Source organism: Bradyrhizobium sp. NBAIM03 (assembly GCF_020194055.1).
Taxonomy (GTDB): Bacteria; Pseudomonadota; Alphaproteobacteria; order Rhizobiales; family Xanthobacteraceae; genus Bradyrhizobium; species Bradyrhizobium yuanmingense.
In genome coordinates this window covers 146,209-168,142 of the sequence record NZ_JADYVS010000017.1, presented here as the reverse complement: position 1 = coordinate 168,142, position 21,934 = coordinate 146,209, and the positions used below count along the sequence as shown (strand labels likewise).

General features: G+C 64.8%; 20 protein-coding genes. 10 read left to right on the top strand and 10 right to left on the bottom strand.

Going from position 1 to position 21,934, the window contains the following annotated elements; genetic code table 11:
* Positions 1–61: 61 nt before the first annotated feature.
* From I6F21_RS24605 to I6F21_RS24595, 3 genes are read right to left on the bottom strand one after another with little or no spacing between them, the layout of a single operon-like run.
* A complete protein-coding gene (locus I6F21_RS24605; protein ID WP_057027076.1) occupies positions 62–1,072 on the bottom strand; it encodes an amino acid ABC transporter substrate-binding protein in 1,011 nt (336 codons plus the stop codon).
* 12 nt (positions 1,073–1,084) lie between these two features.
* The gene (locus I6F21_RS24600; protein ID WP_225139563.1) at positions 1,085–2,434 is read right to left on the bottom strand and encodes an aspartate aminotransferase family protein; all 1,350 of its coding nucleotides are present in this window, start codon (positions 2,432–2,434) and stop codon (positions 1,085–1,087) included.
* A 3-nt stretch (positions 2,435–2,437) separates the two neighbouring features.
* On the bottom strand, positions 2,438–3,310 hold the full coding sequence (locus I6F21_RS24595; protein ID WP_074447505.1) for a MurR/RpiR family transcriptional regulator: 873 nt from the start codon (positions 3,308–3,310) through the stop codon (positions 2,438–2,440).
* Between the two features lie 87 nt (positions 3,311–3,397).
* Between I6F21_RS24595 and I6F21_RS24590 the strand changes: the two genes are divergently transcribed.
* The 3 genes from I6F21_RS24590 to I6F21_RS24580 all read left to right on the top strand — a co-directional run bounded on the left by I6F21_RS24590 (position 3,398) and on the right by I6F21_RS24580 (position 7,232).
* Positions 3,398–4,579, top strand: coding sequence for an ABC transporter permease subunit (locus I6F21_RS24590; protein ID WP_225139562.1), 1,182 nt, complete (start codon positions 3,398–3,400; stop codon positions 4,577–4,579).
* A 2-nt stretch (positions 4,580–4,581) separates the two neighbouring features.
* A complete protein-coding gene (locus I6F21_RS24585) occupies positions 4,582–5,691 on the top strand; it encodes an amino acid ABC transporter permease (RefSeq protein ID WP_225139561.1) in 1,110 nt (369 codons plus the stop codon).
* 104 nt (positions 5,692–5,795) lie between these two features.
* Positions 5,796–7,232, top strand: coding sequence for a hypothetical protein (locus I6F21_RS24580; protein WP_225139560.1), 1,437 nt, complete (start codon positions 5,796–5,798; stop codon positions 7,230–7,232).
* Positions 7,233–7,346: 114 nt separating this feature from the next.
* Here I6F21_RS24580 and I6F21_RS24575 read toward each other — a convergent pair whose 3' ends face one another.
* The gene (locus tag I6F21_RS24575; RefSeq protein WP_225139559.1) at positions 7,347–8,765 is read right to left on the bottom strand and encodes an amidase family protein; all 1,419 of its coding nucleotides are present in this window, start codon (positions 8,763–8,765) and stop codon (positions 7,347–7,349) included.
* A gap of 126 nt (positions 8,766–8,891) precedes the next feature.
* Positions 8,892–9,668, bottom strand: a complete 777-nt coding sequence (locus tag I6F21_RS24570) for an SDR family oxidoreductase (protein WP_225139558.1) — start codon at positions 9,666–9,668, stop codon at positions 8,892–8,894.
* Between the two features lie 153 nt (positions 9,669–9,821).
* Here I6F21_RS24570 and I6F21_RS24565 point away from each other — a divergent pair, with 153 nt between their 5' ends.
* Positions 9,822–10,895 (top strand): tartrate dehydrogenase, encoded by a 1,074-nt coding sequence (locus I6F21_RS24565; protein ID WP_225139557.1) that lies wholly within the window; start codon positions 9,822–9,824, stop codon positions 10,893–10,895.
* Positions 10,896–11,142: 247 nt separating this feature from the next.
* Here I6F21_RS24565 and I6F21_RS24560 read toward each other — a convergent pair whose 3' ends face one another.
* The 5 genes from I6F21_RS24560 to I6F21_RS24540 all read right to left on the bottom strand — a co-directional run bounded on the left by I6F21_RS24560 (position 11,143) and on the right by I6F21_RS24540 (position 16,158).
* Positions 11,143–11,784, bottom strand: coding sequence for a suppressor of fused domain protein (locus I6F21_RS24560; RefSeq protein WP_036004875.1), 642 nt, complete (start codon positions 11,782–11,784; stop codon positions 11,143–11,145).
* A gap of 164 nt (positions 11,785–11,948) precedes the next feature.
* Positions 11,949–13,022: a malate/lactate/ureidoglycolate dehydrogenase gene (locus I6F21_RS24555; protein ID WP_225183530.1), complete on the bottom strand. Its 1,074-nt coding sequence runs from the start codon at positions 13,020–13,022 to the stop codon at positions 11,949–11,951.
* Positions 13,023–13,033: 11 nt separating this feature from the next.
* Positions 13,034–13,945 carry an NAD(P)-dependent oxidoreductase gene (locus tag I6F21_RS24550; RefSeq protein WP_225139555.1) on the bottom strand — a complete coding sequence of 304 codons (912 nt, stop codon included), beginning with the start codon at positions 13,943–13,945 and terminating at the stop codon, positions 13,034–13,036.
* Between the two features lie 12 nt (positions 13,946–13,957).
* Positions 13,958–15,208, bottom strand: a complete 1,251-nt coding sequence (locus I6F21_RS24545; RefSeq protein ID WP_225127336.1) for a Zn-dependent hydrolase — start codon at positions 15,206–15,208, stop codon at positions 13,958–13,960.
* Positions 15,209–15,240: 32 nt separating this feature from the next.
* On the bottom strand, positions 15,241–16,158 hold the full coding sequence (locus tag I6F21_RS24540) for a LysR family transcriptional regulator (RefSeq protein ID WP_036004923.1): 918 nt from the start codon (positions 16,156–16,158) through the stop codon (positions 15,241–15,243).
* A 120-nt stretch (positions 16,159–16,278) separates the two neighbouring features.
* On the opposite strand from I6F21_RS24540, the gene I6F21_RS24535 reads away from it, so the two are divergent.
* The 6 genes from I6F21_RS24535 to I6F21_RS24510 all read left to right on the top strand — a co-directional run bounded on the left by I6F21_RS24535 (position 16,279) and on the right by I6F21_RS24510 (position 21,880).
* Positions 16,279–17,094 (top strand): putative hydro-lyase, encoded by an 816-nt coding sequence (locus I6F21_RS24535; RefSeq protein ID WP_225139554.1) that lies wholly within the window; start codon positions 16,279–16,281, stop codon positions 17,092–17,094.
* Between the two features lie 89 nt (positions 17,095–17,183).
* Entirely contained in the window at positions 17,184–18,428 is a 1,245-nt protein-coding gene (locus I6F21_RS24530; protein ID WP_036043192.1) for an ABC transporter substrate-binding protein, read from the top strand.
* A 174-nt stretch (positions 18,429–18,602) separates the two neighbouring features.
* On the top strand, positions 18,603–19,481 hold the full coding sequence (locus tag I6F21_RS24525; protein ID WP_036004931.1) for a branched-chain amino acid ABC transporter permease: 879 nt from the start codon (positions 18,603–18,605) through the stop codon (positions 19,479–19,481).
* Positions 19,481–20,464 carry a branched-chain amino acid ABC transporter permease gene (locus I6F21_RS24520; protein WP_057027087.1) on the top strand — a complete coding sequence of 328 codons (984 nt, stop codon included), beginning with the start codon at positions 19,481–19,483 and terminating at the stop codon, positions 20,462–20,464. The genes I6F21_RS24525 and I6F21_RS24520 overlap by 1 nt, the downstream gene beginning before the upstream one ends.
* On the top strand, positions 20,461–21,192 hold the full coding sequence (locus I6F21_RS24515) for an ABC transporter ATP-binding protein (protein ID WP_225139553.1): 732 nt from the start codon (positions 20,461–20,463) through the stop codon (positions 21,190–21,192). The genes I6F21_RS24520 and I6F21_RS24515 overlap by 4 nt, the downstream gene beginning before the upstream one ends.
* Positions 21,176–21,880 (top strand): ABC transporter ATP-binding protein, encoded by a 705-nt coding sequence (locus I6F21_RS24510; RefSeq protein ID WP_061878149.1) that lies wholly within the window; start codon positions 21,176–21,178, stop codon positions 21,878–21,880. The genes I6F21_RS24515 and I6F21_RS24510 overlap by 17 nt, the downstream gene beginning before the upstream one ends.
* Positions 21,881–21,934: the final 54 nt, after the last annotated feature.

The following is a 21,934-nucleotide window of genomic DNA, read 5'->3' as shown; positions in this document are numbered from 1 at the left end:
CCCTCACCCGGATTGCTGCGCAATCCGACCTCTCCCCGCAAGCGGGGAGAGGTGAACTCTCTTACTTGAACGGAATGGCGTACATCAAGCCGCCTTTGCTCCAGAGGCCGTTGAGGCCGCGATCGAGCTTGAGCGGGCTGGCCTTGCCGACATTGCGCTCGAAAATCTCGCCGTAATTGCCGCCGGCCTTGATCGCCTTGACCAGCCATTTGTTGTCGAGCCCGAGCCGCGAGCCGAGGTCGCCGCTGGCCCCTAGCAGCCGCTGGATCGCAGGCGTTTGCGACTTCGTCATCTCCTCGACATTGGCTTGCGTGACGCCGAGCTCCTCGGCCTCGATCAGGCCGTAATGCAGCCAGGCGATGATGTCGCTCCAGACCTCGTCGCCATTGCGGGTGAAGGGTCCGAGCGGCTCCTTGCTGATGGTCTGCGGCAGCACAATGTAGTCGGCTGCGTTCGGCGCGGCCGTGGTCACCGCGCCGGCGAGGGCCGAAGCGTCCTGGGTCATCGCATCGCAGCGGCCGCCGAAGAAGGTCTGGTACATGGTGTCGACGCGGTCGAACACCAGGGGCTTCCAGTCGATGCCGTTGGCGCGGCCGTAATCGCCGAGCGTGACCTCGTGCGTGGTGCCCTGCGCGACGCAGACGGTGGCGCCCTTGAGGTCCTTCAGCTCCTTGACGCCGAGGTCCTTCTTCACGACAAAACCCTGGCCGTCGTAGAAGTTGATCGGACCCTGCCGCAGGCCCAGCGTCGCGCCGCGCAAATAGGTCTGCGTCGAGTTGCGATAGAGCACGTCGATCTCGCCCGATTGCAGGGCGGTGAAGCGGTTCTGAGCCGTCAGCGAGACGTAGCGCACCTTGGTAGGATCGCCGAGCACGCCGGCCGCCAGCGCGCGGCAATAATCGACGTCGAGACCCCTGTAATTGCCTTGCGAGTCCGGCGCCGAGAAGCCGGCAAAACCGGCACTGACGCCACACACCAGCGTGCCGCGGCTCTTCACCGTATCGAGCGTCGCTGCCGCTGCGATCATCGTCGATGCCGCGAGCAGGCCCGCTGCGATAACCACTTTCCTCATACTACTCTCCCCTCACTGATTGACACTACGCAACACGCTGTCGACGGCCGTGCCCAGCTTGTCGACGATCAGGTCGATTTCGTCCGCCGAGGCGATATAGGGCGGTGCCAGCAGCACGTGGTCGCCGCGCACGCCATCGACGGTACCACCGCTGGGATAGCAGCCGAGGCCACCGGCAAAGGCCTCCGCCTTGATCTTCTGGTGCAGCTTGAGGGCCGGATCGAACGAGATGCGGCTAGCGCGATCGGCGACCAGCTCGATCGTCCAGAACAGGCCGCGGCCCCTGATGTCGCCGACATGGCGATGATTGCCGAAGCGTTCGGTCAGGCGCTGCTCGAGCTGCTTGCCGCGCTCCTTCACGCGGTCGAGCAGGCCATCCTCGCGGATCACATCCTGCACCGCGAGCGCCGCAGCGCAGGCGAGGGGATGCGCCAGATAAGTGTGGCCGTGCTGGAACGCGCCCGAGCCTGCGCGGATGGTGTCGATGATCTTGCCGCTTGCCAGCATCGCACCGATCGGCTGATAGCCGCCGCCGAGCCCCTTTGCGATGGCCTGGATGTCGGGGGCGACACCTTCTTGCTCCCACGCATGCATCGTGCCGGTGCGGCCCATGCCGCACATGACCTCGTCGAGAATGAGCAGCGCACCGTGACGGTCGCAGATCTCGCGCATCGCTTTGAAGTAGCCGTCCGGGGCGGTCACGGCGCCGGCGGTGGCGCCGACGACGGGCTCGGCGAGGAAGGCGGCGACGGTGTCGGGGCCGAGCCGCTGGAACTCGGCTTCGAGCTCGGCGGCGAGGCGCGCGACGAACCGCGCGTCCGACTCGCCCTCGCGCTTCTCGCGATAGGCGAACGCCGGCGTGACGTGGCTGAAAGCGGTCGAGAGCAGCGGCGCATAGGGAGCGCGACGCCAGGCATTGCCGCCGGCGGCGAGCGCGCCGAGCGTGTTGCCGTGATAGCTCTGCCGCCGCGCGATGAAGTGCTGCCGCTGCGGTTCGCCGCGCTCGATGAAATATTGCCGCGCCAGCTTGATGCTGGCTTCGATCGCCTCCGATCCGCCGCTGACGAAATAGGCGTAGGCGAGCCCGCCGGGCTCGTGTCCGACCAGTATTTCAGCAAGTGCTTCCGCCGGCTCGGAGGAGAAGAAAGCCGTATGCGCATAGGCGAGGGTGGACGCCTGCTTGGCCATCGCCGCGATCACGCGCGGATGCTGGTGGCCGAGGCAGGAGACCGCCGCCCCGCCGGAGGCATCGATGATGCGACGTCCGTCCTCGGCGAAGAGATAAACGCCCTCGCCGCCGATCGCCTTTGGCGGGGTTTCGCGCAGCGAGCGATGCAGCACGCGGCTGGTGCGAGTGCTCATGGGTCAACCTTTCTCCGGGACGTAGGTGGAGGCAGCAGTGAGCCGCGCCTCGGTGTTTTCCAGCCGCTTCTTCGCGGCGGCGCCGCCGAGCGAGAACGTGACCGCCGCGAGCGACTGCGCGATCGCGATCGCGCCCGTGAGACTGGGGAAAAAGCCGGGCGAGGAGGCTGCCTCGAACAGCAGCACATGGTCGGCGCCTTCGGCCATCGGTGCCGACAGGCTGTCCGCAATCGCGATCAGCGTCGCGCCGCTGCGATGCGCGGCCTGCGAGACGCGGACGCTCGCATGCGTGTAAGGCAGGAAGCCGATGACGATGACGGCTTCGCTGGGCCGGAACGCGCCGAGATCGAGGTCGTCGGGCCCGGACGTGCCGACGAGCTGCACCTGTTCGGGCCGGAACAGGCGCAGCTCGTAGTTCAGGAGTTCCGCGACGCTGCGGCAGCTGCGATAGCCCGCGATCCAGATCCGCTTGGACTCGTGCAGCGCGCGCGCCGCTTCCGCGATCGGCTGTGCCGGGATGCGCGGAAGGCCGGCGGCCTCGGCCTCGAGCTTGTCGAGGATGAGCGTAACATCGGCGTTCGGCCCGTGACGGCGGCCTCTTGTGCGGCCGGAGAAGGGCGCGGTCTGGGACGGCCGCCGCGCCTCGGTCAGCGCCGCACGCAGCTCGTCCCATCCGGAATAGCCGATCGCTTTCGCAAGCCGGGTGAACGCGGCGGGATCGGCACCGGCTTCCGCCGCGAGATCGCGCATCGAGCGGGTGGTGGCATCGTAATCATTGGCGGCGACGAAACGGCCGACCTCCTGTAAGCGCAGGGGGAGCGACGGCAATGCGATGCGCAGTTCGCTCAGGGGCGAGGATTTCGCGGGCTCGGCCATGAAACATTTGTTGCATGAATTCGAATTCGGTGCAACAGTTGACGTGCGCGCCGGAAATCGCTGCATTCGACGAAGGATTGTTGTGCTGTGACCGCCGATCATCCCAGGCCGCCGCCGCGCCGCCGCTTCGTGCTCGGCCGCAACCAATTGATGGGCCTGTTCTGGCAGGTCCTGGTGGTCGGCATCGCGATCGCAGTGATCGCCTTCCTCTGGTCCAACACCGTCACCAATCTGTCGGCCCGCCGCATCACGACCGGCTTCGCCTTTCTCGGCCGCGAGGCCGGCATGCCGATTGCCGACAGCCTGCTCGCCTACAATCCCGGGGATACCTACCTCTGGGCCTTCGTCGTCGGCGTCGCCAACACCTTGCGCGTCGCCGTGATCGGCATCGTGCTCGCGACGATCCTCGGCACCCTGATCGGGATCTCGCGGCTGTCGGCCAATTGGTTGCTGTCGCGGCTTGCGGCCGTCTACGTCGAAACGCTCCGCGACATCCCGCTGCTGCTCCAGCTACTGTTCTGGTACGTGCTGATGCAGGCGCTGCCGGCTGCACGTGCCGCCTGGCGGCCCGTCGAGGGCGTATTTCTGTCCAATCGCGGCCTGATCCTGCCGGCGATCCCGTTCGGCCCGCCGCAGCTCACGGTGCTCGGCACCGCGGTGCTGGGCTGTGCGGTGTTCTTCCTCTTCCGTCGCTGGTTGGTCGCACAGCAGATGCGCGACGGCAAGCCGCGGCCGGCCTGGCCGTCTGCGCTCGGCCTCATCGTCGTGGTGCCGGCGGCGGTCTCGCTGGTGCTCGGCGTGTCCTGGACGGTCGAGTGGCCGCAGCTGCGCGGCTTCAATTTCGTCGGCGGGCTGACGCTCGCGCCGGAATATTTCGCGCTGCTGATCGCACTGGTGACCTACACCTCCGCCTTCATCGCCGAGATCGTGCGCAGCGGCATCCAGTCGGTGCCACGCGGGCAATGGGATGCCGCCAACGCACTCGGCCTGCGTCGCAGCTTCATGCTGCGGCAGATCATCCTGCCGCAGGCGCTGCGCGTCATCGTGCCGCCGATGACGAGCCAGTATCTCAACCTGACCAAGAACTCCTCGCTCGCGGTCGCGATCGGCTACCAGGACGTGGTCTCGATCGCCAACACAACGCTGAATCAGACCGGACAGGCCATCGAAGCCATCGCGCTGATCATGGCGGTGTTCCTGACCATCAGCCTTTCGATCAGCTTCTTCATGAACTGGTACAATGCGCGCATCGCGCTGGTGGAGCGCTGATCATGACCGCGATCACGGACATCCCCGATGCACCCCGGGCCGCTCGCCGACCGCAGCTGGGCAATCCGGTGCTGCACTGGCTGCGCAAGAACCTGTTCTCCTCGATCCCGAATGGGATCATCACCGTCCTGCTGCTGGTGCTGCTCGCCAAGGGCATTTTCAGCTCCGTGCAATGGGGCATCGCCAATGCGGTCTGGCTGACGCCCACCAACGATTCCAGCGCCTGTCGCGCCGCGCGTGGCCTCGGCGCCTGCTGGGCCATCGTCCCCGAGAAGTATCGCTTCATCCTGTTCGGCACCTATCCGTTCGACGAGCAGTGGCGGCCGGCACTGTCGGTCGTGCTGTTCATCGCATTGTACTACCTCTCGACCCGCCGCGCGCTATGGCGGCGCGAGCTTGTCTATCTCTGGATCGGCGCACTGGCGCTGATCAGCGTGCTGATGTGGGGCGGCGTGATCGGCCTGTCGTTCGTCTCGCAGGACCGCTGGGGCGGCTTGCCCGTGACGCTGATCCTGGCGACGTTCGGCCTCGCTGTCGGCTTTCCGCTCGGTATCCTGGTCGCGCTCGGGCGGCGCTCGAAGCTGCCGGCGATCCGCTCGCTCAGCGTGCTCTATGTCGAGCTGATCCGCGGCGTGCCGCTGGTGAGCCTGCTGTTCATGGCGAGCGTGATGTTTCCGCTATTCATGCCGGCCGGATTCAACATCGACAAGCTGCTGCGCGCACAGATCGCGATCATCCTGTTCGCCGGTGCTTACCTCGCCGAAGTGATCCGCGGCGGGCTTCAGGCCGTGCCGCGCGGACAATACGAAGCCGCCGACGCGCTCGGCCTGTCCTACTGGCGCAAGCACCGGCTGATCATCCTGCCGCAGGCTATCCGCCACGTCATCCCGCCGCTGGTCAACACCTTCATCGCCTTCTTCAAGGACACCAGCCTGGTGCTGATCATCGGCATCTTCGACCTGCTGACGACGGCGAAGACCGCGATCATCGATCCCGCCTGGCAGCAGTTTTCGGTCGAGGTCTACATCTTCGTGGCCGCGATCTACTTCGTCTTCTGTTTCGCGATGTCGCGCTACAGCCGGAGCCTGGAGGCGCCGACAACGCCGAAGTGACGGGCGGTTTCTGGTTTGGTGCCGCTTGTTTGCGCTTGCGCCGATTTCCGATCTTGATCTCTAATACCAGAGGTTGCTCCTGCGGTCGACTTGGCGAGGCTGTCATGCGCGTGGCCGTTTTGCGGCAATTCACCGCCGCCCAGATTTGCGTCCTGATCTTCACAACCGCTCTCGGCGTGTCATCGTGCGCCGCGGAGGGGTTGCGGCGCTATCGCGCGCCGATCGGTGAGAGTTCGATTTCGGGAATTTCGTCGGGCGCGTTCATGGCCGTTCAGTTCGGCACGGCATGGTCGTCGGTGATCAAGGGCGTCGGTGTGGTCGCGGGCGGCCCTTACTGGTGCGCAAAGGCGGACGCGTTCGACGCCGTCACCTGGTACTGGGGGCCGATCCGGCGGGCCACGGGTGCATGCATGAAAGGGCCGGCGTCGGATCTGAATCCGAGGGATTTTACGGCAAAGGCCGACGCGAAGGCCGCAGCGGGCGAGATCGACCCTCTCAGCAATGTAGGCAGGCAGAAGATCTATCTCTTTCACGGCTACAATGACGCGATCGTCGACAAGGCCGCGACCGATGCGGCCGCCGATTTCTATCGCCATTATCTGGGGGATGCTAATCGCGGCAACTTGTTCTATCAGGCCACGCTCGGCGCGGGCCACTCGTTCGTCGTGGCGAAACAGGGTGCACCCGGGCTCAACGACTGCAAGGCCAACACGGCGCCCTATATCGACCAATGCGGCTATGACCAGGCCGGCGTCATCCTGCAGCATATTTACGGCCGCCTGAATCCGCCCAATGCCGCGCAGCTTGCAGGTTCGGTGAAGAGCTTTGATCAATCGATCTATACCACGCCGCATCTGCCCGACGCGTTGAGCATGGGCGATACCGGCTATGTGTTCGTACCCAGGGATTGCGAGCAGGGCAGTCCGTGTCGCGTCCATGTTGCGCTCCACGGATGCAAGCAGGACGTCGCCGATATCGGACGCAAATTCGTGGATGAGGCCGGCTACAATGAGTGGGCGGACACGAACCGCATGATCATTCTCTATCCGCAGACCAAGACCAGCCCATACTGGCCAAGCAATCCGCAGGCCTGTTGGGATTGGTGGAGTTACGTCAACCATCAGGATAGCTACGTGACGAAGTCCGGATCGCAAATCAAGGCGATCAAGGCGGTGCTGGATGCGCTCACGGCCGCTGCCGCGGCGCCCGCCGGCGCGACCGCGCCCTCGCTATCGGCGCCGCAGTCGCTCACGGTGATCGATACGTCGGATAGCGGCGCTGACCTGGCCTGGTCTCCAGGAGACGACGGAACAACCTACCGGGTTTCGCGTGCGGGACCCGATGGTGCGTTCCAATCGGTTGGCGACGTGACAGGCGCGAGCTTTGGGGATTCCGGTCTGACGCCGCAAACAACATATCGATGGCGTGTCTCGGTCATTCTGAACGGGGCGGTGGGCCCGAGCTCCGAGGAGGCGACCGGCACCACGCGATCGACGCCTCCTCGCTGCGCTAATCCCGGCTCCTGCCCGATCGCCAAATAGCGAACCGAGTAACCGCCCCAGCCTGGAGGCGGCCAGCGGGAGGTGAGGTCTCGTGTCCCGGCTCTGCGACGCAGCGCTGGCGCGCTGCCCCTTGTCCGGGACACGAGAGTGAGGCTAGTCCTTCACCTTCGGATCGATCGGCGTCGTACCGCGCAGGCCCAGAATATCCTCCAGCACCTTCGCTCCGGCGATCACCTGCGCGTCGGCGCGCGGCGCGCCGACCAACTGCACGCCGACCGGCAGGCCCGAGGCCGTGAAGCCGCAGGGCAGGGAGAGAGACGGGCAGCAGGCCAGCGTGATGGCGTAGACGATGCCGAGCCACTCGACGTAGTTTTCGAACCTCTTGCCGGCGCATTCGGCGACATAGCGATGCTCGATCGGGAAGGGTGGAACGATCGTGGTCGGCGTCAGCAATAGATCGTAGCTCTTGAAGAACTCGACTGCCCGCGCCGTCATGCCGACGCGCTGCGCCTCGGCGCGCGCGAGCTGCTCGACTGTGAGCTTCAGACCCTCCTCGATGTTCCAGATCACCTCGGGCTTGAGCAGGTCGCGCTTGGTGCGCAACAGATTGGCCTTGGTGATCGCAAAGTCGAAGGCGCGCAGCACGTGGAAGCATTCATGCGCCTCGCGCCAGTCCGGATGCGCCTCCTCGACGATGGCGCCGGCTTCGGCGAAACGTTCGGCGGCCTTTCGTGTGATCGCCTTCACTTCGGGATCGACCGGGGTGATGCCGAGATCGGGCGAATAGGCGATGCGCCTCGGCCGCTTGCCCGCCTGGGCCGCCGACAGGAACGAGGTTGCGGGAGCCGGCAGCGACAGCGGATCGTCGGCATAGTCGCCGCTCATGGCATCCAGCAGCAGCGCGAGATCCTCGACGTTGCGCGCCATCGGGCCGACCACGCCGAGATTGCGATCGATGCCGGACTTTGGGGTATGCGCGACGCGGCCGATGCTAGGCCGCATGCCGACGACGCCGCAGAAGGCCGCGGGGCTGCGCAAGGATCCGCCCATGTCGGAGCCTTGGGCGAGCCAGGCCATGCCGGTTGCCAGCGCCACCGCCGCGCCGCCGGAGGAGCCCGCGGCCGATTTCGTCGTGTCCCAGGGATTGAGCGTCGGACCGAACACCTCGTTGAAGGTGTTGGCGCCGGCGCCGAATTCCGGCGTGTTCGACTTGGCGTAGACGACCGCGCCGTTGGCCTCGAGGTTCTCGACCATGAGGTCAGACTTCGCGGGGATGTTGTCCTTGAAGATCGGCGAGCCCTGCGTGTTCAACACGCCTGCAACGTCGGTCAGATCCTTGATTGGCACCGGCAGCCCGGCGAGCAGCCCGCGCGCGCCGGCCGGCTTCTGCATCAGTGTCTTCGCACTCTCCCGCGCGCGATCGAAGCACAGCGTCGGCAGCGCGTTGACCTTGCCGTCGACCTCCTGGATGCGCGTCTCCACCACGTCCAGGAGCTCGAGCGGCGAGACGTCGCCGGAGCGCAGCTTGTCGACGACGGTGCAGGCGGTTTCGCGGATCAGATCCTGGGACACTTAGTTTGCTCCTGTCCTTATTCGAGGGCTCGTCATTGCGACGAGCGAGTTGACTAAGCAATCCAGACCGTTGCTACAGAGGCATTCCTGGATTGCTTCGCTGCGCTCGCAATGACGAGAATAGAGTTAACCCCACCCGGCGCTGATGCCGCCGTCGACGGTGTAGATCACGCCCGACGTATAGCCGGCGCGATCCGACGCCAGGAACGCCATGAGGTCGCCGATCTCGCGCGCATGCGCGGGACGGCCGAGCGGCAGGCTCTTCTGGAATTCCTTGTAGCGGCTCTCGTCGCCGAACTGGTGCTTGGCCCGCGTCTTGAGCAGGGTGACGTGGCGGTCGGTGCCGACGGGGCCGGGATTGATGCCGACCACGCGGATGTTGTCGCCCAGGCTCTTGCCGCCGAGCGCCCGTGTGAACGCCATCAGCGCGGCATTGCCGGCGCTGCCGCAGATGTAGTTGGCGTCGAACTTCTCGCCGGCCGCGCCGATGTCGTTGACGATGACGCCGCCGCCCCTGGCTTTCATCTGGGCGTAGATGTAGCGAGTCAGGTTGATATAGCCGAACACCTTCAATTCCCAGGCGTGCCGCCAGGTCGCCTCATTGATCTTGTCGATCGAGCCGCCGGGGATGTCGCCGGCATTGTTGACGAGGACGTCGATGTCGGCGGCTTCCTTCGCCAGCCGGGCCACGTCGTCCTCCTTGCGCAGATCGACGATGCTCGTTGTGGCGTCGATCTGGTGCGCGGCGCGCAAACGGTCGGCCAGCGCCTTGAGCTGATCGCCGCTACGCGCCGCGAGGAGGAGATGCGCGCCTTCCTCGGCGAAGGCCTCGGCGGCGGCTGCGCCAATGCCCTTGGACGCGCCGGTGATCAGGACGCGCTTGCCGCGCAGATGCAGATCCATGGGGATACTCGTTCGTGGGAACAGGATCAAATCAGTAGGCGCTTGGCCGCGCCATGGTCAACATTGCAGTGCAGCGTTGCACTGCCGCCGCGTTTGGTCCATTGCAGTGCAGTCAGAAGGCGGCGACTGCCGGACCAACCAAGGACGTTCTCGATGAGCAAGAAGCAATACCGGATCGCGGTCATTCCCGGCGATGGCATCGGCAAGGAGGTGATGCCCGAGGGCCTGCGCGTTTTGGAGGCGGCGGCGAAGAAGCACAACGTCTCGCTGCATTTCGACCATTTCGACTTCTCGTCTTACGACTATTACGAGAAGCACGGCCAGATGATGCCCGACGACTGGAAGGAGAAGATCGGCAAGCACGATGCGATCTATTTCGGTGCGGTCGGCTGGCCGGCCAAGATCCCGGACCACGTCTCGCTGTGGGGCTCGCTGATCAAGTTCCGCCGCGAGTTCGACCAGTACGTCAACCTGCGCCCGGTGCGGCTGATGCCCGGCGTGCCGTCGCCGCTGGCGGGGCGCAAACCCGGCGACATCGATTTCTGGGTGGTGCGCGAGAACACCGAAGGCGAATATTCCTCGGTCGGCGGCCGCATGTTCCCGGAGACCGACCGCGAGTTCGTGACGCAGCAGACGGTGATGACCCGTACCGGCGTCGACCGCATCCTGAAATTCGCCTTCGAGCTCGCGCAGTCGCGGCCCAAGAAGCACCTGACCTCGGCGACCAAGTCCAACGGCATCTCGATCACCATGCCCTATTGGGACGAGCGCGTGGAGGCGATGGCCAAGAAGTTTCCAGGCGTGAAGTGGGACAAGTACCACATCGACATTCTCACCGCGAACTTCGTGCTGCATCCGGACTGGTTCGACGTCGTGGTCGGCTCCAACCTGTTCGGCGACATCCTCTCCGACCTCGGCCCGGCCTGCACCGGCACCATCGGCATCGCTCCGTCCGGCAACATCAACCCGGAGGGCGATTTCCCATCCGTGTTCGAACCGGTGCACGGCTCGGCGCCCGACATCGCCGGCCAGGGCATCGCCAACCCGATCGGCATGATCTGGTCCGGCGCGATGATGTTCGAGCATCTCGGCGAGAAGGAAGCCGGCAAGTCGATCGTCGAGGCGATCGAGCGCACGCTCGCCGAACGCACGCTGCGCACCAAGGATCTCGGCGGCAATGCCGACACGACGGCGTGCGGCAAGGCGGTTGCGGATATGGTGGATTAGTTCGCCGCCTCACCCTCTCCCCTTGTGGGAGAGGGTGGCTTCGATGCGAAGCATCGAAGACGGGTGAGGGGTCTGTTTCCGCAGATGCAGACCTATCAGCCGTAAAATTGTTCGCCGAGAGAACCCCTCATCCGGCGCCATAGCCGAAGCTTCGCTTCGGCGTTCTTAGGAACGGCGGCCCAAGGCCGCCTATGCCACCTTCTCCCACAAGGGGAGAAGGGAACGGCAGCAGTGCTTTGGCCTACGACTACACATACGACTTCCGCGACGGATCGAATATCGGCGGATAGTCGTTCTCGTCGAGCAGATCGAGAAACGGATCGAGCCCCCTGGACTTGATCAGCCCGAGCTCCTGATGCGAGATCAGATTCACGGTCAGGATCTCCACCGGATCGCCCGCAATCTCCAGCGCCTCGGCGATCTCCTTGTCGGGTCCGATGATCGGTGTGAGCAACAGGAACGTCTGGAAGTCCGTTCCTGCAACCGGCGGCCACGGAAGCGCGACGCGATGGCCGAAGCCGAACCAGGTCGTGTCGATGAACGGCAGATTGGCCAGCCAGCGCAGATTGGCGCAAACGTCCTGCGTCGGCTCGCGGACGTACCACATCAGCTCGGCCCGGGGCTTCGCGTCGCCGGGGACGCCGTGCATCCGTTGCTCGCTCATCCCGTTTGTGAGAAGGACATAACCTTCGTCGGAGCCCTCCTGGCAGACCGGGACGAAATCGCGGCCGAAGGCGTGGATGTCGATGCGGCGCTCTGCGTTATCAGTGAATGTGCGCTCGGGCTCGCCAAGCTCGCTCTCGTAGATGGCGAGCCGTTGCCGGTAGAGATCGGATCCGGGCGACGGAAGGTTTGAGCCGGACACGAATTTTGCGAGACGGGAGAGCATGCGAACCTCGGGCGGATGCAATCGGATATCCGCATTGTCGCAAGGTCATGCGGGGCGGTTCAAACCCGTGCCGCGAGCACGTCGACATTTCGCCGCCGTCCAGTCTCTCTTGCGCGATTGGTCATGAGGCGCGAGGCGACGCCGAGGAGCGCGCCTCGCTCCGATCAGCTCGCGATCTTCTCGATGGCCGTCTGTTCCAGCCCGAACTTCTTCCCGGCATCCAGGATCTCCTGCCAGGTGGTTGGGTCGACCGGGATGCCCTCGGCGAGACGTTTCTTCTTGATCTCGCGCTCCGGCTCGCCCGCGATTCTGACCTTGTCGATGCCGGGGGCAGGCGGCGAGCCGGTGTGCCAGCTCACGAAGCTCTCAACTTCGCGTGCAAGGTTCTCGCCGGTGCCGAGCTTGCCCGGATCGATGACGATCGAGAGCATGCCGTTAAGGACGTTGTACTTGCCGTCGGACGAGCCCTTGACCACCTGGCCGCCGGAGAGCGCGCCGCCGAGGATCTCGCACACCAGCGCAAGGCCCGAGCCCTTGTGCTCGCCGAACGGGAGGATGGCACCGTAGGGCGGGATCACGGTGTAGCGCGGATTGATCGTGGGCTTGCCTTCGTGATCGATGATCGTACCGGCCTCGAGCTCGACACCCTTGTTATGTGCAACACGGGTCTTGCCCTGCGCGATCCTGCTGGTGGCGAAGTCAAGCACAATGGGATCCTTGCCGGCGCGCGGGATGCCGACGCAGAACGGGTTGGTGCCGTGGCGTGCGTCGCTGCCGCCCCAGGGCGCCACGATCGGCCGCGAGATCACGTTGACGAAGTGGATCGAGACCAGGCCGTGGTCGATGCACTGCTCAGCCCAGTGGCCGATGCGGCCGATGTGATGCGAATTTGAGAGGCCGACAAGGCAAACACCGTTCTTCTTTGCGCGCTCGGCCGCGAGCTCCATCGCTTCATGGCCGATCACCTGGCCGTAGCCGGTGAGGCCGTCGAGGGTGAGAAGCGGGCCGGTGTCGAGCACGATCTTGACGTGCGAATTCACGGCGAGGCCGCCATTGGTGACGCTCTGGACGTAGCGCTGAATCATGCCGACGCCGTGCGAGTCGTGTCCCTTCAGATTGGCTTCGACGAGATTGGTGGCCACGAGCTCGGCCTCGCGGTCCGAGGAGCCGCCGGCCCTGACGATGGCATGGATGGCCTTGGTGAGCGACTCTGCCTTGATGATGCGATAGTCGGCCATTGTTGTTGCTCTTATCCCTTCACGATCCGGCGGCAATGGACCAACGCCGCTTCAATCAGGTTCTCGCTCGCCTCCGGTGTGCGGAAGGCCGAATGCGCCGACAACGTCACGTTCGGCAGCTTCGTCAGCGGATGATCGCCGGGCAGCGGCTCGATGTTGAAGACATCAAGGCCGGCGTGGCGGATATGGCCGGACTTCAGCGCCTCGATCATGGCGGCCTCGTCGACAACAGCGGCGCGGGCGGTGTTGATGAGAATGACGCCGCGTTTCATAGCAAGGATCTTCTCGCGCGTGATCATGCCGCGCGTCTCGTCGTTGAGCAGCAGGTGCAGCGACACCACGTCGCTTCTCGCCAGCACGCTGTCGAGATCGGTAAATTCGACCCCCGGATAGCTCTTCGGCGAACGGTTCCAGGCGATCACCTTCATGCCGCTGCCGGACGCGATGCGCGCGACCTCCGCGGCGATGCCGCCGAAGCCGATCAGGCCGAGCGTCTTGCCGGTGAGCTGCATGCCGTCCTCCCGCAGCCAGTTCCCGGCGCGCATCTCGCGGTCCATCATCGCAATGACGCGGGCCGACGCCCACATCAGCGCGATCGCGGATTCCGCAACCGCCGTGTCGCCGTAGCCCTTGATCAGATGCACGGAGATGCCGAGCTCGGCGAGCTCTTCCGGATTCATGTAGCTGCGCGCGCCGGTACCGAGGAACACGACGTGCTTCAGCCCGGTGCATTTCTTCGCGACTTCGGTCGGCAGTGCGGTGTGGTCGACGATCGCGATCTCGGCGCCGTCGAGAATATCAGGATATTGCTCGGGCGTGATGTCGGGATTCCTGTTGATCCGCACCTTGGGATCACCAGGCTTCTCCAGCCGCTCCATGATCACGGCCAGCGATTCATTGGCGTCGACGAAAACTCCGCGCATGGTTCTCTCCGCTCAGGATGCGACGCCGGCGACTGCCAGCACGGTATGCATGAGGACGTTGGTGCCCGCGGCGCAGTCGCCCTGCGTCGCATCCTCTAGCTCGTTGTGGCTGATGCCGTCCTTGCAGGGCACGAACACCATCGCCGCCGGCATGATCGTGTTGAGGTTGCAGGCGTCGTGGCCGGCGCCGGAGGTGATGCGGCGCGAGGAATAGCCGAGCGTCTTAGCGGCGTTCTCGACGGCAGCAATCAGCTTCGGATCGAAATGCGTCGGCGGCTTGCGCCATACCAGATCGATCTTGACCTCGACCTTGCGGCGCGCGGCGATCTCGGCGATTGCCGCCCGCAGATCGCGGTCGAGCGCATCCATGATGGCGCCATCGGCACTGCGGCAGTCCATGGTGAAGGCGATCTCGCCGGGAATGACGTTACGCGAGGGATTGGCGATGACGGCCTCGCCGATGGTGCCGACGGCGTTCGGTCCGTGCTTCCTCGCAATCGACTCCATCGCCAGCACGATTTCGGACAAGGTCGCCAGCGCATCGCGCCGCAGCGGCATCGGCGTGGAGCCCGCATGGCTCTCGAAGCCGGAGATCTTGCCGTCGTACCAGAGCACGCCCTGGCCGGAATCGACCACGCCGATGGTCTTGCCTTCGGCTTCCAGGATCGGCCCCTGCTCGATGTGCAGCTCGACGAAGCAGCCGAGCTTCTGGAAGCCGACCGGCTTGTCGCCGCGATAGCCGATGCCGTCGAGCGCCTGGCCGACGGTGGTACCCTCGGCGTCCTTGCGCGACAAAATGTCGTCTGTGGTGAAGTCGCCGACATAGGCGGCGGAAGCCATCATCGCCGGTGCGAAGCGCGAGCCTTCCTCGTTGGTCCAGTTCACGACGCAGATTGGCGCCTCGGTTTCGATGCCGGCATCGTTCAGCGTGCGAATCACCTCCAGCGCGCCGAGCGTTCCCAGGATGCCGTCATACTTGCCGCCGGTCGGCTGGGTGTCGAGGTGCGAGCCGATGCCGACGGGCAGCTTCGACATGTCGCGGCCCTTGCGCAGGCCGAACTGTGATCCGAGCGCGTCGACGTGGACTTCCAGTCCGGCATCCTCGCAGGCCTTGCGGAACCAATCGCGCACCTGCTTGTCTTCACGGCTCAACGTCAGCCGCCGCACGCCGCCTTTGGCCGTCGCGCCGAATTGCGCGGTCTCGTGGATGGAGCCCCACAGGCGGGCGGAATCGATTTGCAGGTTGGTCGCGGCTCGGCTCATGCGGTCGTTCTCTCTTTTGTCCGGCGCCTTTTTCAATGACGCGCCTGTGCGGGCGCGTCAACCGCGAGGCTGCTCTGCGCAATTTGCCGTGCAAGCTCGGCGACGCGCTCCACGGCGACGACATCGGGCGAGGCCAGCCAGCTCGCGGTGAAGGTCAGCGGCGCGATGGAAAGATCGGTGTCGAGCAGCTGCAGCCGTCCGTCGGCGAGCTCGTTCTCGACGATGGCGTCGGGGATCACGGCGATGCCAAGGCCCTCGACCGCCATGTGGATGACGGTCGCCAGCGAAGCGGACGCATGCAGGCGGATCGGCGGCAGCTCCGGCCGGTCGAACACCTCGCGCACGACCTCGTAGGGCTTGGTCTTGCGCGGGAAGGTGATGATCGGAAACCGCGCGAGGTCCGCCGGCGTCACCGGGCCCTTGCCGAGCCCGAGCGAGGGACTCGCGAGGAAGCCGATCGGATAATCGGCGAGCACGCGGTTGTGCACGCCGGAGGCGGACAGCGGTCCGACCACGAAGGCGAGCTCGATCTCCTGTGCGAGCAGGCGCGCGGTGAGGTTCGGCGTGATGTCGACCTCGATCTCCAGCGACAGGTTCGGATAGACCTCGTTGACGCTCTTGACGAGCCGCGGCAGCCAGGTGTGCACGATGGTCTCGGCGACGCCGAGCCGCATCACGCCGCGCATCGCCGAAGCATCGCCGATCTCCGCCATCATCGCAGCGCGCAGGCCGATCAGCTTCTCCGCATAGACCATCATCTGCCGGCCGCTCGGTGTCGGTGAGGCGATGCGATGATCGCGGTTCAGGAGCTTCACGCCCATCTCGCGCTCGAGCTGGGCGATGCGCTGGGAGATCGCCGGCTGGGTGGTGTTGAGCCGTTGCGCGGCGCCACGGAAGCTACCGAGCTTCACAACCCATAGGAACGTCTCGATCGACCTGAAGTCCAGCATTGGAAGGATTTCCCCAGTCGATAAATCAGATTTATCGAGATTGATTAGAAACGAAGATTAGACTTTATAGCACGCTTGGTGTTGGCTTGTCTTTGTCGAGTTTATAGGCAGGTCGATCACATGACTGTTTTGGTGGCAGCGCAGCAGACTGAAACACCCGACGCCCTCCCGAGCCGCAAGGCCCGGCTCGCCTACCGCGAGGGGCTGGCCGCCTCCACCGCCGGTGTCGCCCCCGGATACGTCCAGGGCAATCTGGCGATCCTGCCGGCGGAATATGCCGGTGCCTTCCACCGCTTCTGCCAGCTCAATCCCAAGCCGTGCCCGATCATCGGCATGTCCGACGTCGGCAGCCCTTACATCCCCTCGCTCGGCGCCGATCTCGACATCCGCACCGACGTTCCGCGCTACCGCGTCTGGCGCGACGGCGAGGTCGTGGACGAGCCCACCGACGTGAAGAGCTACTGGCGCGACGATCTCGTCACCTTCGTGCTCGGCTGCTCGTTCTCGTTCGAGGAGGCGTTGCTCGAGGAGGGCATGCCGATCCGCCACATCGAGAAGAACGTGCGCGTGCCGATGTACCGCACCAACATCGCCTGCGGTGTATCAGGTCCGTTCGCCGGTCCCATGGTGGTGTCGATGCGTCCGTTCAAGCCGGCCGATGCGATCCGCGCGGTGCAGATCACCTCGCGCTATCCGGCCGTGCACGGCGCGCCCGTGCATCTCGGCCATCCGCATCTGATCGGCATCAAGGATATCGCCAAGCCCGACTACGGCGATCCGGTGCCGGTCGCCGACGACGAGATCCCGGTGTTCTGGGCCTGCGGGGTGACGCCGCAATCGGTCATCAACGCCGCGAAACTGCCGTTCGCGATCACGCATTCGCCCGGCCTGATGCTGGTGACCGATCTCAAGAACAGAAACATGGCCGTGATTTAGTGGGCAGCGTCTGCTGCTTCTTCGGGCTTTACCGCATCCACCAATCGCTTCATTCGATCAGCCGAAATTCAGTAACAGGGGACTTTGCCATGACGATCACTCGCCGCGACGTGTTGTTGGGGGCCACCGCCACTGCCGCCCTAGTGCCGCTGGCAGCGCGCGCACAGAGCTCGGAAGTCGTGATCGGCGTGATCTATCCCTTCTCCGGCGGCAGCGCGCAGCAGGGCGTCGACGCGCAGAAGGCCTATGAGACCGCGCTCGAAGTCATCAACAAGGACAGCGATTTCGACCTGCCGCTGGCGAAGGGCGAAGGCCTGCCGGGCCTCGGTGGCGCCAAGATCCGACTCGTGTTCGCCGACCATCAGGCCGATCCGCAGAAGGGCCGCGCCGAGGCCGAGCGCCTGATCACGCAGGAGAAGGTCTGCGCCGTCATCGGCACTTACCAGAGCGCGGTGGCCGTCACCGTCAGCCAGATCTGCGAGCGCTATCAGGTCCCGTTCCTGTCCGCCGACAATTCCTCGCCGAGCCTGCACCGCCGCGGCCTGAAATATTACTTCCGCGCCTCGCCGCACGACGAGATGTACTCGGCTGCGATGTTCGACTTCTTCGACGCCATGAAGAAGAAGGGCACCAAGATCGAGACGCTGTCGCTGTTCCACGAGGACACCATCTTCGGCACCGATTCCGGCAATGCCCAGACCAAGATCGCCGGCGAGCGCGCCTATAAGATCGTCACCGACATCAAGTATCGCGCCAACTCGCCCTCGCTCTCTGCCGAGGTGCAGCAGCTCAAGACCGCCAATGCCGACGTGCTGATGCCGTCGAGCTACACCACCGACGGCATCCTCCTGGTCAAGACCATGGCCGAGCTCGGCTACAAGCCGAATGCGATCGTGGCGCAGGACGCCGGCTTCTCCGAGAAGGCGCTCTACGATGCCGTCGGCGACAAGCTCGAAGGCGTGATCTCGCGCGGCACCTTCTCGCTCGACCTCGCGCAGAAGCGGCCGATGGTCGGCAAGATCAACGAGATGTTCAAGGCCAGGTCCGGCAAGGATTTCAACGACCTCACCTCGCGGCAGTTCATGGGCCTGATCATCCTCGCCGACGCCATCAGCCGCGCCAAGTCGACCGACGGCGAGAAGATCCGCGACGCGCTGGCCGCGACCGACATCCCGGGCGAGAAGACCATCATGCCCTGGAAGCGCGTCAAGTTCGACGAGATGGGCCAGAACAACGACGCCGATCCGGTGCTGCTGCAATATGTCGGCGGCAAGTTCGTCACCATCTTCCCGCCGCAGGCCGCGATCGCCGAGGCGATCTGGCCGATGAAGTAAGCGCTGCGGGGGCAGCGGAGCAGGCGCTGTGGGAAGCAAGCTGCTCCCACACCGTCATTGCGAGGAGCGAAGCGACGAAGCAATCCAGACTGCTTCCTTCGAAACATTTCTGGATTGCTTCGCTTCGCTCGCAATGACGAAGCCTGTCGTGACGTTTCGAACGGGGGACCAGAGTTGACAGCCCAAGCCATTATCCAGAGTCTCGCGAGCGGCCTTCTGATGGGCCTGCTCTACGGATTGATCGCGGTCGGCCTCGCGCTGATCTTCGGCCTGATGGACGTCACGAACTTCGCCCATGGCGAGTTCCTGATGATCGCGATGTATCTGTCCTTCTTCCTGTTCGCGTTCTTCGCGATTGATCCCTTGCTGTCGGCGCCGTTGGTCGCTGCGGCACTCTTCATATTCGGAGCGGTCGTCTACCTGCTCCTTGTACGCTTCGCCATGCGGGCCAAGGCCAACGCCGGCATGGTGCAGATCTTCACCACCTTCGGCCTCGCCATCGTCATGCGCGGCCTTGCGCAGTATTTCTTCACGCCGGACTATCGCAGCATTCCGCAGTCCTGGCTCGGCGGCAAAACCATCTCGGTCGGCGGAATCTTCCTGCCGGAGCCGCAACTGGTCGGCGCGCTGGTCTCGATCGCCGCTTTTGCAGGTCTCTACTTCTTCATCCACCGAACCGATTTCGGCCGCGCGATCGAAGCGACCCGCGAGGATCCCGGTGCAGTCGCGCTCGTCGGCATCGACAAGAACCGCGTCTTCGCGTTCGGCTGGGGGCTCGGCGCCGCGCTGGTCGGTCTCGCCGGCGCGATCATGGCGGTGTTCTTCTACATCTATCCCGACGTCGGCGCGTCCTTTGCGCTGATCGCCTATGTCACGGTGGCGCTCGGCGGATTCGGCAGCGTGTTCGGCGCCTTCGCCGGCGGCATCATCGTCGGTCTCGTCGAAGCGGTCACCGCGCTGGTGCTGCCGCCGTCGCTGAAATCGGTCGGCATTTACTCGGTCTATCTGCTGGTCGTCTTCATCCGGCCGCGCGGCCTGTTCGGATCGATGTGATGGACAAGGATTTTGCAGCGCGGCGCCGCCGCAACCTCATCATCGCCGCAGCGCTCGCTACCATTGCCGCGCTGACGCCGTTGTTCGTGAAGGACGTCGTCGTCCAGAACATCCTGATCCTGACACTGATGTATGCGGGATTGTCGCAGAGCTGGAATATCCTGTCCGGCTATTGCGGGCAGATCTCGCTCGGCCACGCGCTGTATTTCGGCCTCGGAGCCTATACCACCGAGCTGCTGTTCACGAAGTTCGGCGTGCTGCCCTGGTTCGGCATGCTGGCGGGCGGGGTGGTGTCGGCGCTGATCGCGATGGGGCTCGGCTATCCCTTCTTCCGCCTCCGCGGCCATTACTTCGTGATCGCCACTATCGTCATCGCCGAAATCGGCTTGCTTCTGTTCCACAACTGGGAATGGGCAGGCGCTGCGATGGGTATCACCATTCCGATCCGCGGCGACAGCTGGCTGAAATTCCAGTTTCTGCGCACCAAGCTGCCCTACTTCTATTTCGCGCTGGCGCTGTGCTGCCTCGCCTGGTTCGTGACATGGTGGCTGGAAAACTCCAAATGGGGATTTTGGTGGCGCGCCGTCAAGGACAACCCGGAGGCGGCCGAGAGCCTCGGTGTCGACGTGTTCAATTCCAAGATGGGTGCGGCCGCGGTCTCCGCCTTCCTTGTCGCGGTCGGCGGCAGCTTCTACGCCCAGTTCGTCTCCTACATCGATCCGGAAAGCGTCATGGGCTTTCAGTTTTCGCTGCTGATGGCGCTGCCGGCCGTGCTCGGCGGTATCGGCACCCTGTGGGGGCCGGTGTTAGGGGCGGCCATCCTGATCCCGCTGACTGAGCTGACGCGCTTCAAGTTCGGCGGCTCGGGGCGGGGTGTCGACCTCATTGTCTACGGCACGCTGATCGTTCTGATCTCGCTGGCCCTGCCGCGCGGCCTGCTGAGCCTGTTTTCACGCCCGAAGAAGACGGGAGCTGCCCGATGAGCGCGCTGCTCGAAACCCGCGGCGTCTGGCAGCGCTTCGGCGGCCTCGTCGCCAACAGCGACATCTCGATCTCGGTCGGCCGCGGCGAGATCGTCGGCCTGATCGGTCCCAACGGCGCCGGCAAGTCGACGCTGTTCAATCTCATCGCCGGCGTGTTGCCGCCGACCCAAGGCTCGATTCTATTCGACGGCGAGGACGTCACCCGCATGCCGGCGGCCGCGCGCTGTCAGCGCGGCATCGGGCGCACCTTCCAGGTCGTGAAGAGCTTCGAGACCATGACTGTCATCGACAACGTCATTGTCGGTGCGCTCGTGCGTACCACCGTGATGCGCGAGGCGCGCCGCAAGGCGCATGAAGTGCTGGAATTCACCGGGCTCGCAGCGCGCGCCGACGTGCTCGCGAGCGACCTCGTTCCGGCCGAGAAGCGCCGCCTCGAAGTCGCGCGGGCGCTTGCGACCGAACCGAAGCTGCTGCTGCTCGACGAAGTCCTCACCGGACTGACGCCGACCGAGGCGCAGACCGGCGTCGCCTTGGTGCGCAAGGTGCGCGATACCGGCATCACCGTGCTGATGGTCGAGCACGTCATGGAGATCGTGATGCCGCTGGTCGATCGCGCCATCGTGCTCGATCTCGGCAAGGTGCTGGTCGAGGGCAAGCCCGCCGACGTCGTGCGCGATCCCAAGGTGATCAAGGCATATCTGGGAGATCGTCATGCTGTCGGTGCGTGAAGTCACCACCGCCTATCAGGGCCTGGTTGCGATCTCCGCGGTCTCGATCGAGGTCCAGAAGGGCGAGATCGTCTGCGTCGCCGGCGCCAACGGCGCGGGCAAGTCGACGCTGCTGAAGTCGATCGCCGGCGCCGAGCGTCCGCGCTCGGGCAGCGTGACCTTCGACGGCAAGCGCCTCGACGGCATGGCGCAGCATCACATCACGGCCACCGGCATCGCCTATGTGCCGGAAAACCGCCGTTTGTTTCCGCGTCTGTCGGTGCGCGACAACCTTCGCCTCGGCAGCTATCTCTACAGGGGCGAAGCGAACCGCGAAGAGCCGCTCGATCTCGTCTTCAAGCTGTTCCCGCGCCTCCAGGAACGTCTGGAGCAGCGCGCCGAGACGCTCTCTGGCGGCGAGCAGCAGATGCTCGCGATCGGCCGCGCGCTGATGACGCGTCCGCGGCTGTTGATGCTGGACGAGCCCTCGCAGGGCATCATGCCGAAGCTGGTCGACGAAATTTTCCAGGCGGTGAAGCTCATCCGTGACTCCGGCATGACCGTCCTCATCGTCGAGCAGCGCATGGCCGAATGCCTGGAGATCGCCGACCGCGCCTACATCCTGCAGACCGGCCGTGTGCTGATGCAGGGCGCAGCCAGCGAGATAAAGGGCAATCCGGATGTGCGGAAGGCATATCTGGGGCTGTAGCCGAATAGTATCGGGCACGCCCGCGCAACATACCCGGTGTCATCGCCCGACTTG

Bases quoted from the DNA above. Each gene is read 5' to 3' on its own strand.
- I6F21_RS24605 (WP_057027076.1), bottom strand. From the start codon at position 1,072: ATGAGGAAAGTGGTTATCGCAGCGGGCCTGCTCGCGGCATCGACGATG.
- I6F21_RS24600 (WP_225139563.1), bottom strand. From the start codon at position 2,434: ATGAGCACTCGCACCAGCCGCGTGCTGCATCGCTCGCTGCGCGAAACC.
- I6F21_RS24595 (WP_074447505.1), bottom strand. From the start codon at position 3,310: ATGGCCGAGCCCGCGAAATCCTCGCCCCTGAGCGAACTGCGCATCGCA.
- I6F21_RS24585 (WP_225139561.1), top strand. From the start codon at position 4,582: ATGACCGCGATCACGGACATCCCCGATGCACCCCGGGCCGCTCGCCGA.
- I6F21_RS24580 (WP_225139560.1), top strand. From the start codon at position 5,796: ATGCGCGTGGCCGTTTTGCGGCAATTCACCGCCGCCCAGATTTGCGTC.
- I6F21_RS24570 (WP_225139558.1), bottom strand. From the start codon at position 9,668: ATGGATCTGCATCTGCGCGGCAAGCGCGTCCTGATCACCGGCGCGTCC.
- I6F21_RS24565 (WP_225139557.1), top strand. From the start codon at position 9,822: ATGAGCAAGAAGCAATACCGGATCGCGGTCATTCCCGGCGATGGCATC.
- I6F21_RS24560 (WP_036004875.1), bottom strand. From the start codon at position 11,784: ATGCTCTCCCGTCTCGCAAAATTCGTGTCCGGCTCAAACCTTCCGTCG.
- I6F21_RS24555 (WP_225183530.1), bottom strand. From the start codon at position 13,022: ATGGCCGACTATCGCATCATCAAGGCAGAGTCGCTCACCAAGGCCATC.
- I6F21_RS24550 (WP_225139555.1), bottom strand. From the start codon at position 13,945: ATGCGCGGAGTTTTCGTCGACGCCAATGAATCGCTGGCCGTGATCATG.
- I6F21_RS24545 (WP_225127336.1), bottom strand. From the start codon at position 15,208: ATGAGCCGAGCCGCGACCAACCTGCAAATCGATTCCGCCCGCCTGTGG.
- I6F21_RS24540 (WP_036004923.1), bottom strand. From the start codon at position 16,158: ATGCTGGACTTCAGGTCGATCGAGACGTTCCTATGGGTTGTGAAGCTC.
- I6F21_RS24535 (WP_225139554.1), top strand. From the start codon at position 16,279: ATGACTGTTTTGGTGGCAGCGCAGCAGACTGAAACACCCGACGCCCTC.
- I6F21_RS24530 (WP_036043192.1), top strand. From the start codon at position 17,184: ATGACGATCACTCGCCGCGACGTGTTGTTGGGGGCCACCGCCACTGCC.
- I6F21_RS24520 (WP_057027087.1), top strand. From the start codon at position 19,481: ATGGACAAGGATTTTGCAGCGCGGCGCCGCCGCAACCTCATCATCGCC.
- I6F21_RS24515 (WP_225139553.1), top strand. From the start codon at position 20,461: ATGAGCGCGCTGCTCGAAACCCGCGGCGTCTGGCAGCGCTTCGGCGGC.
- I6F21_RS24510 (WP_061878149.1), top strand. From the start codon at position 21,176: ATGCTGTCGGTGCGTGAAGTCACCACCGCCTATCAGGGCCTGGTTGCG.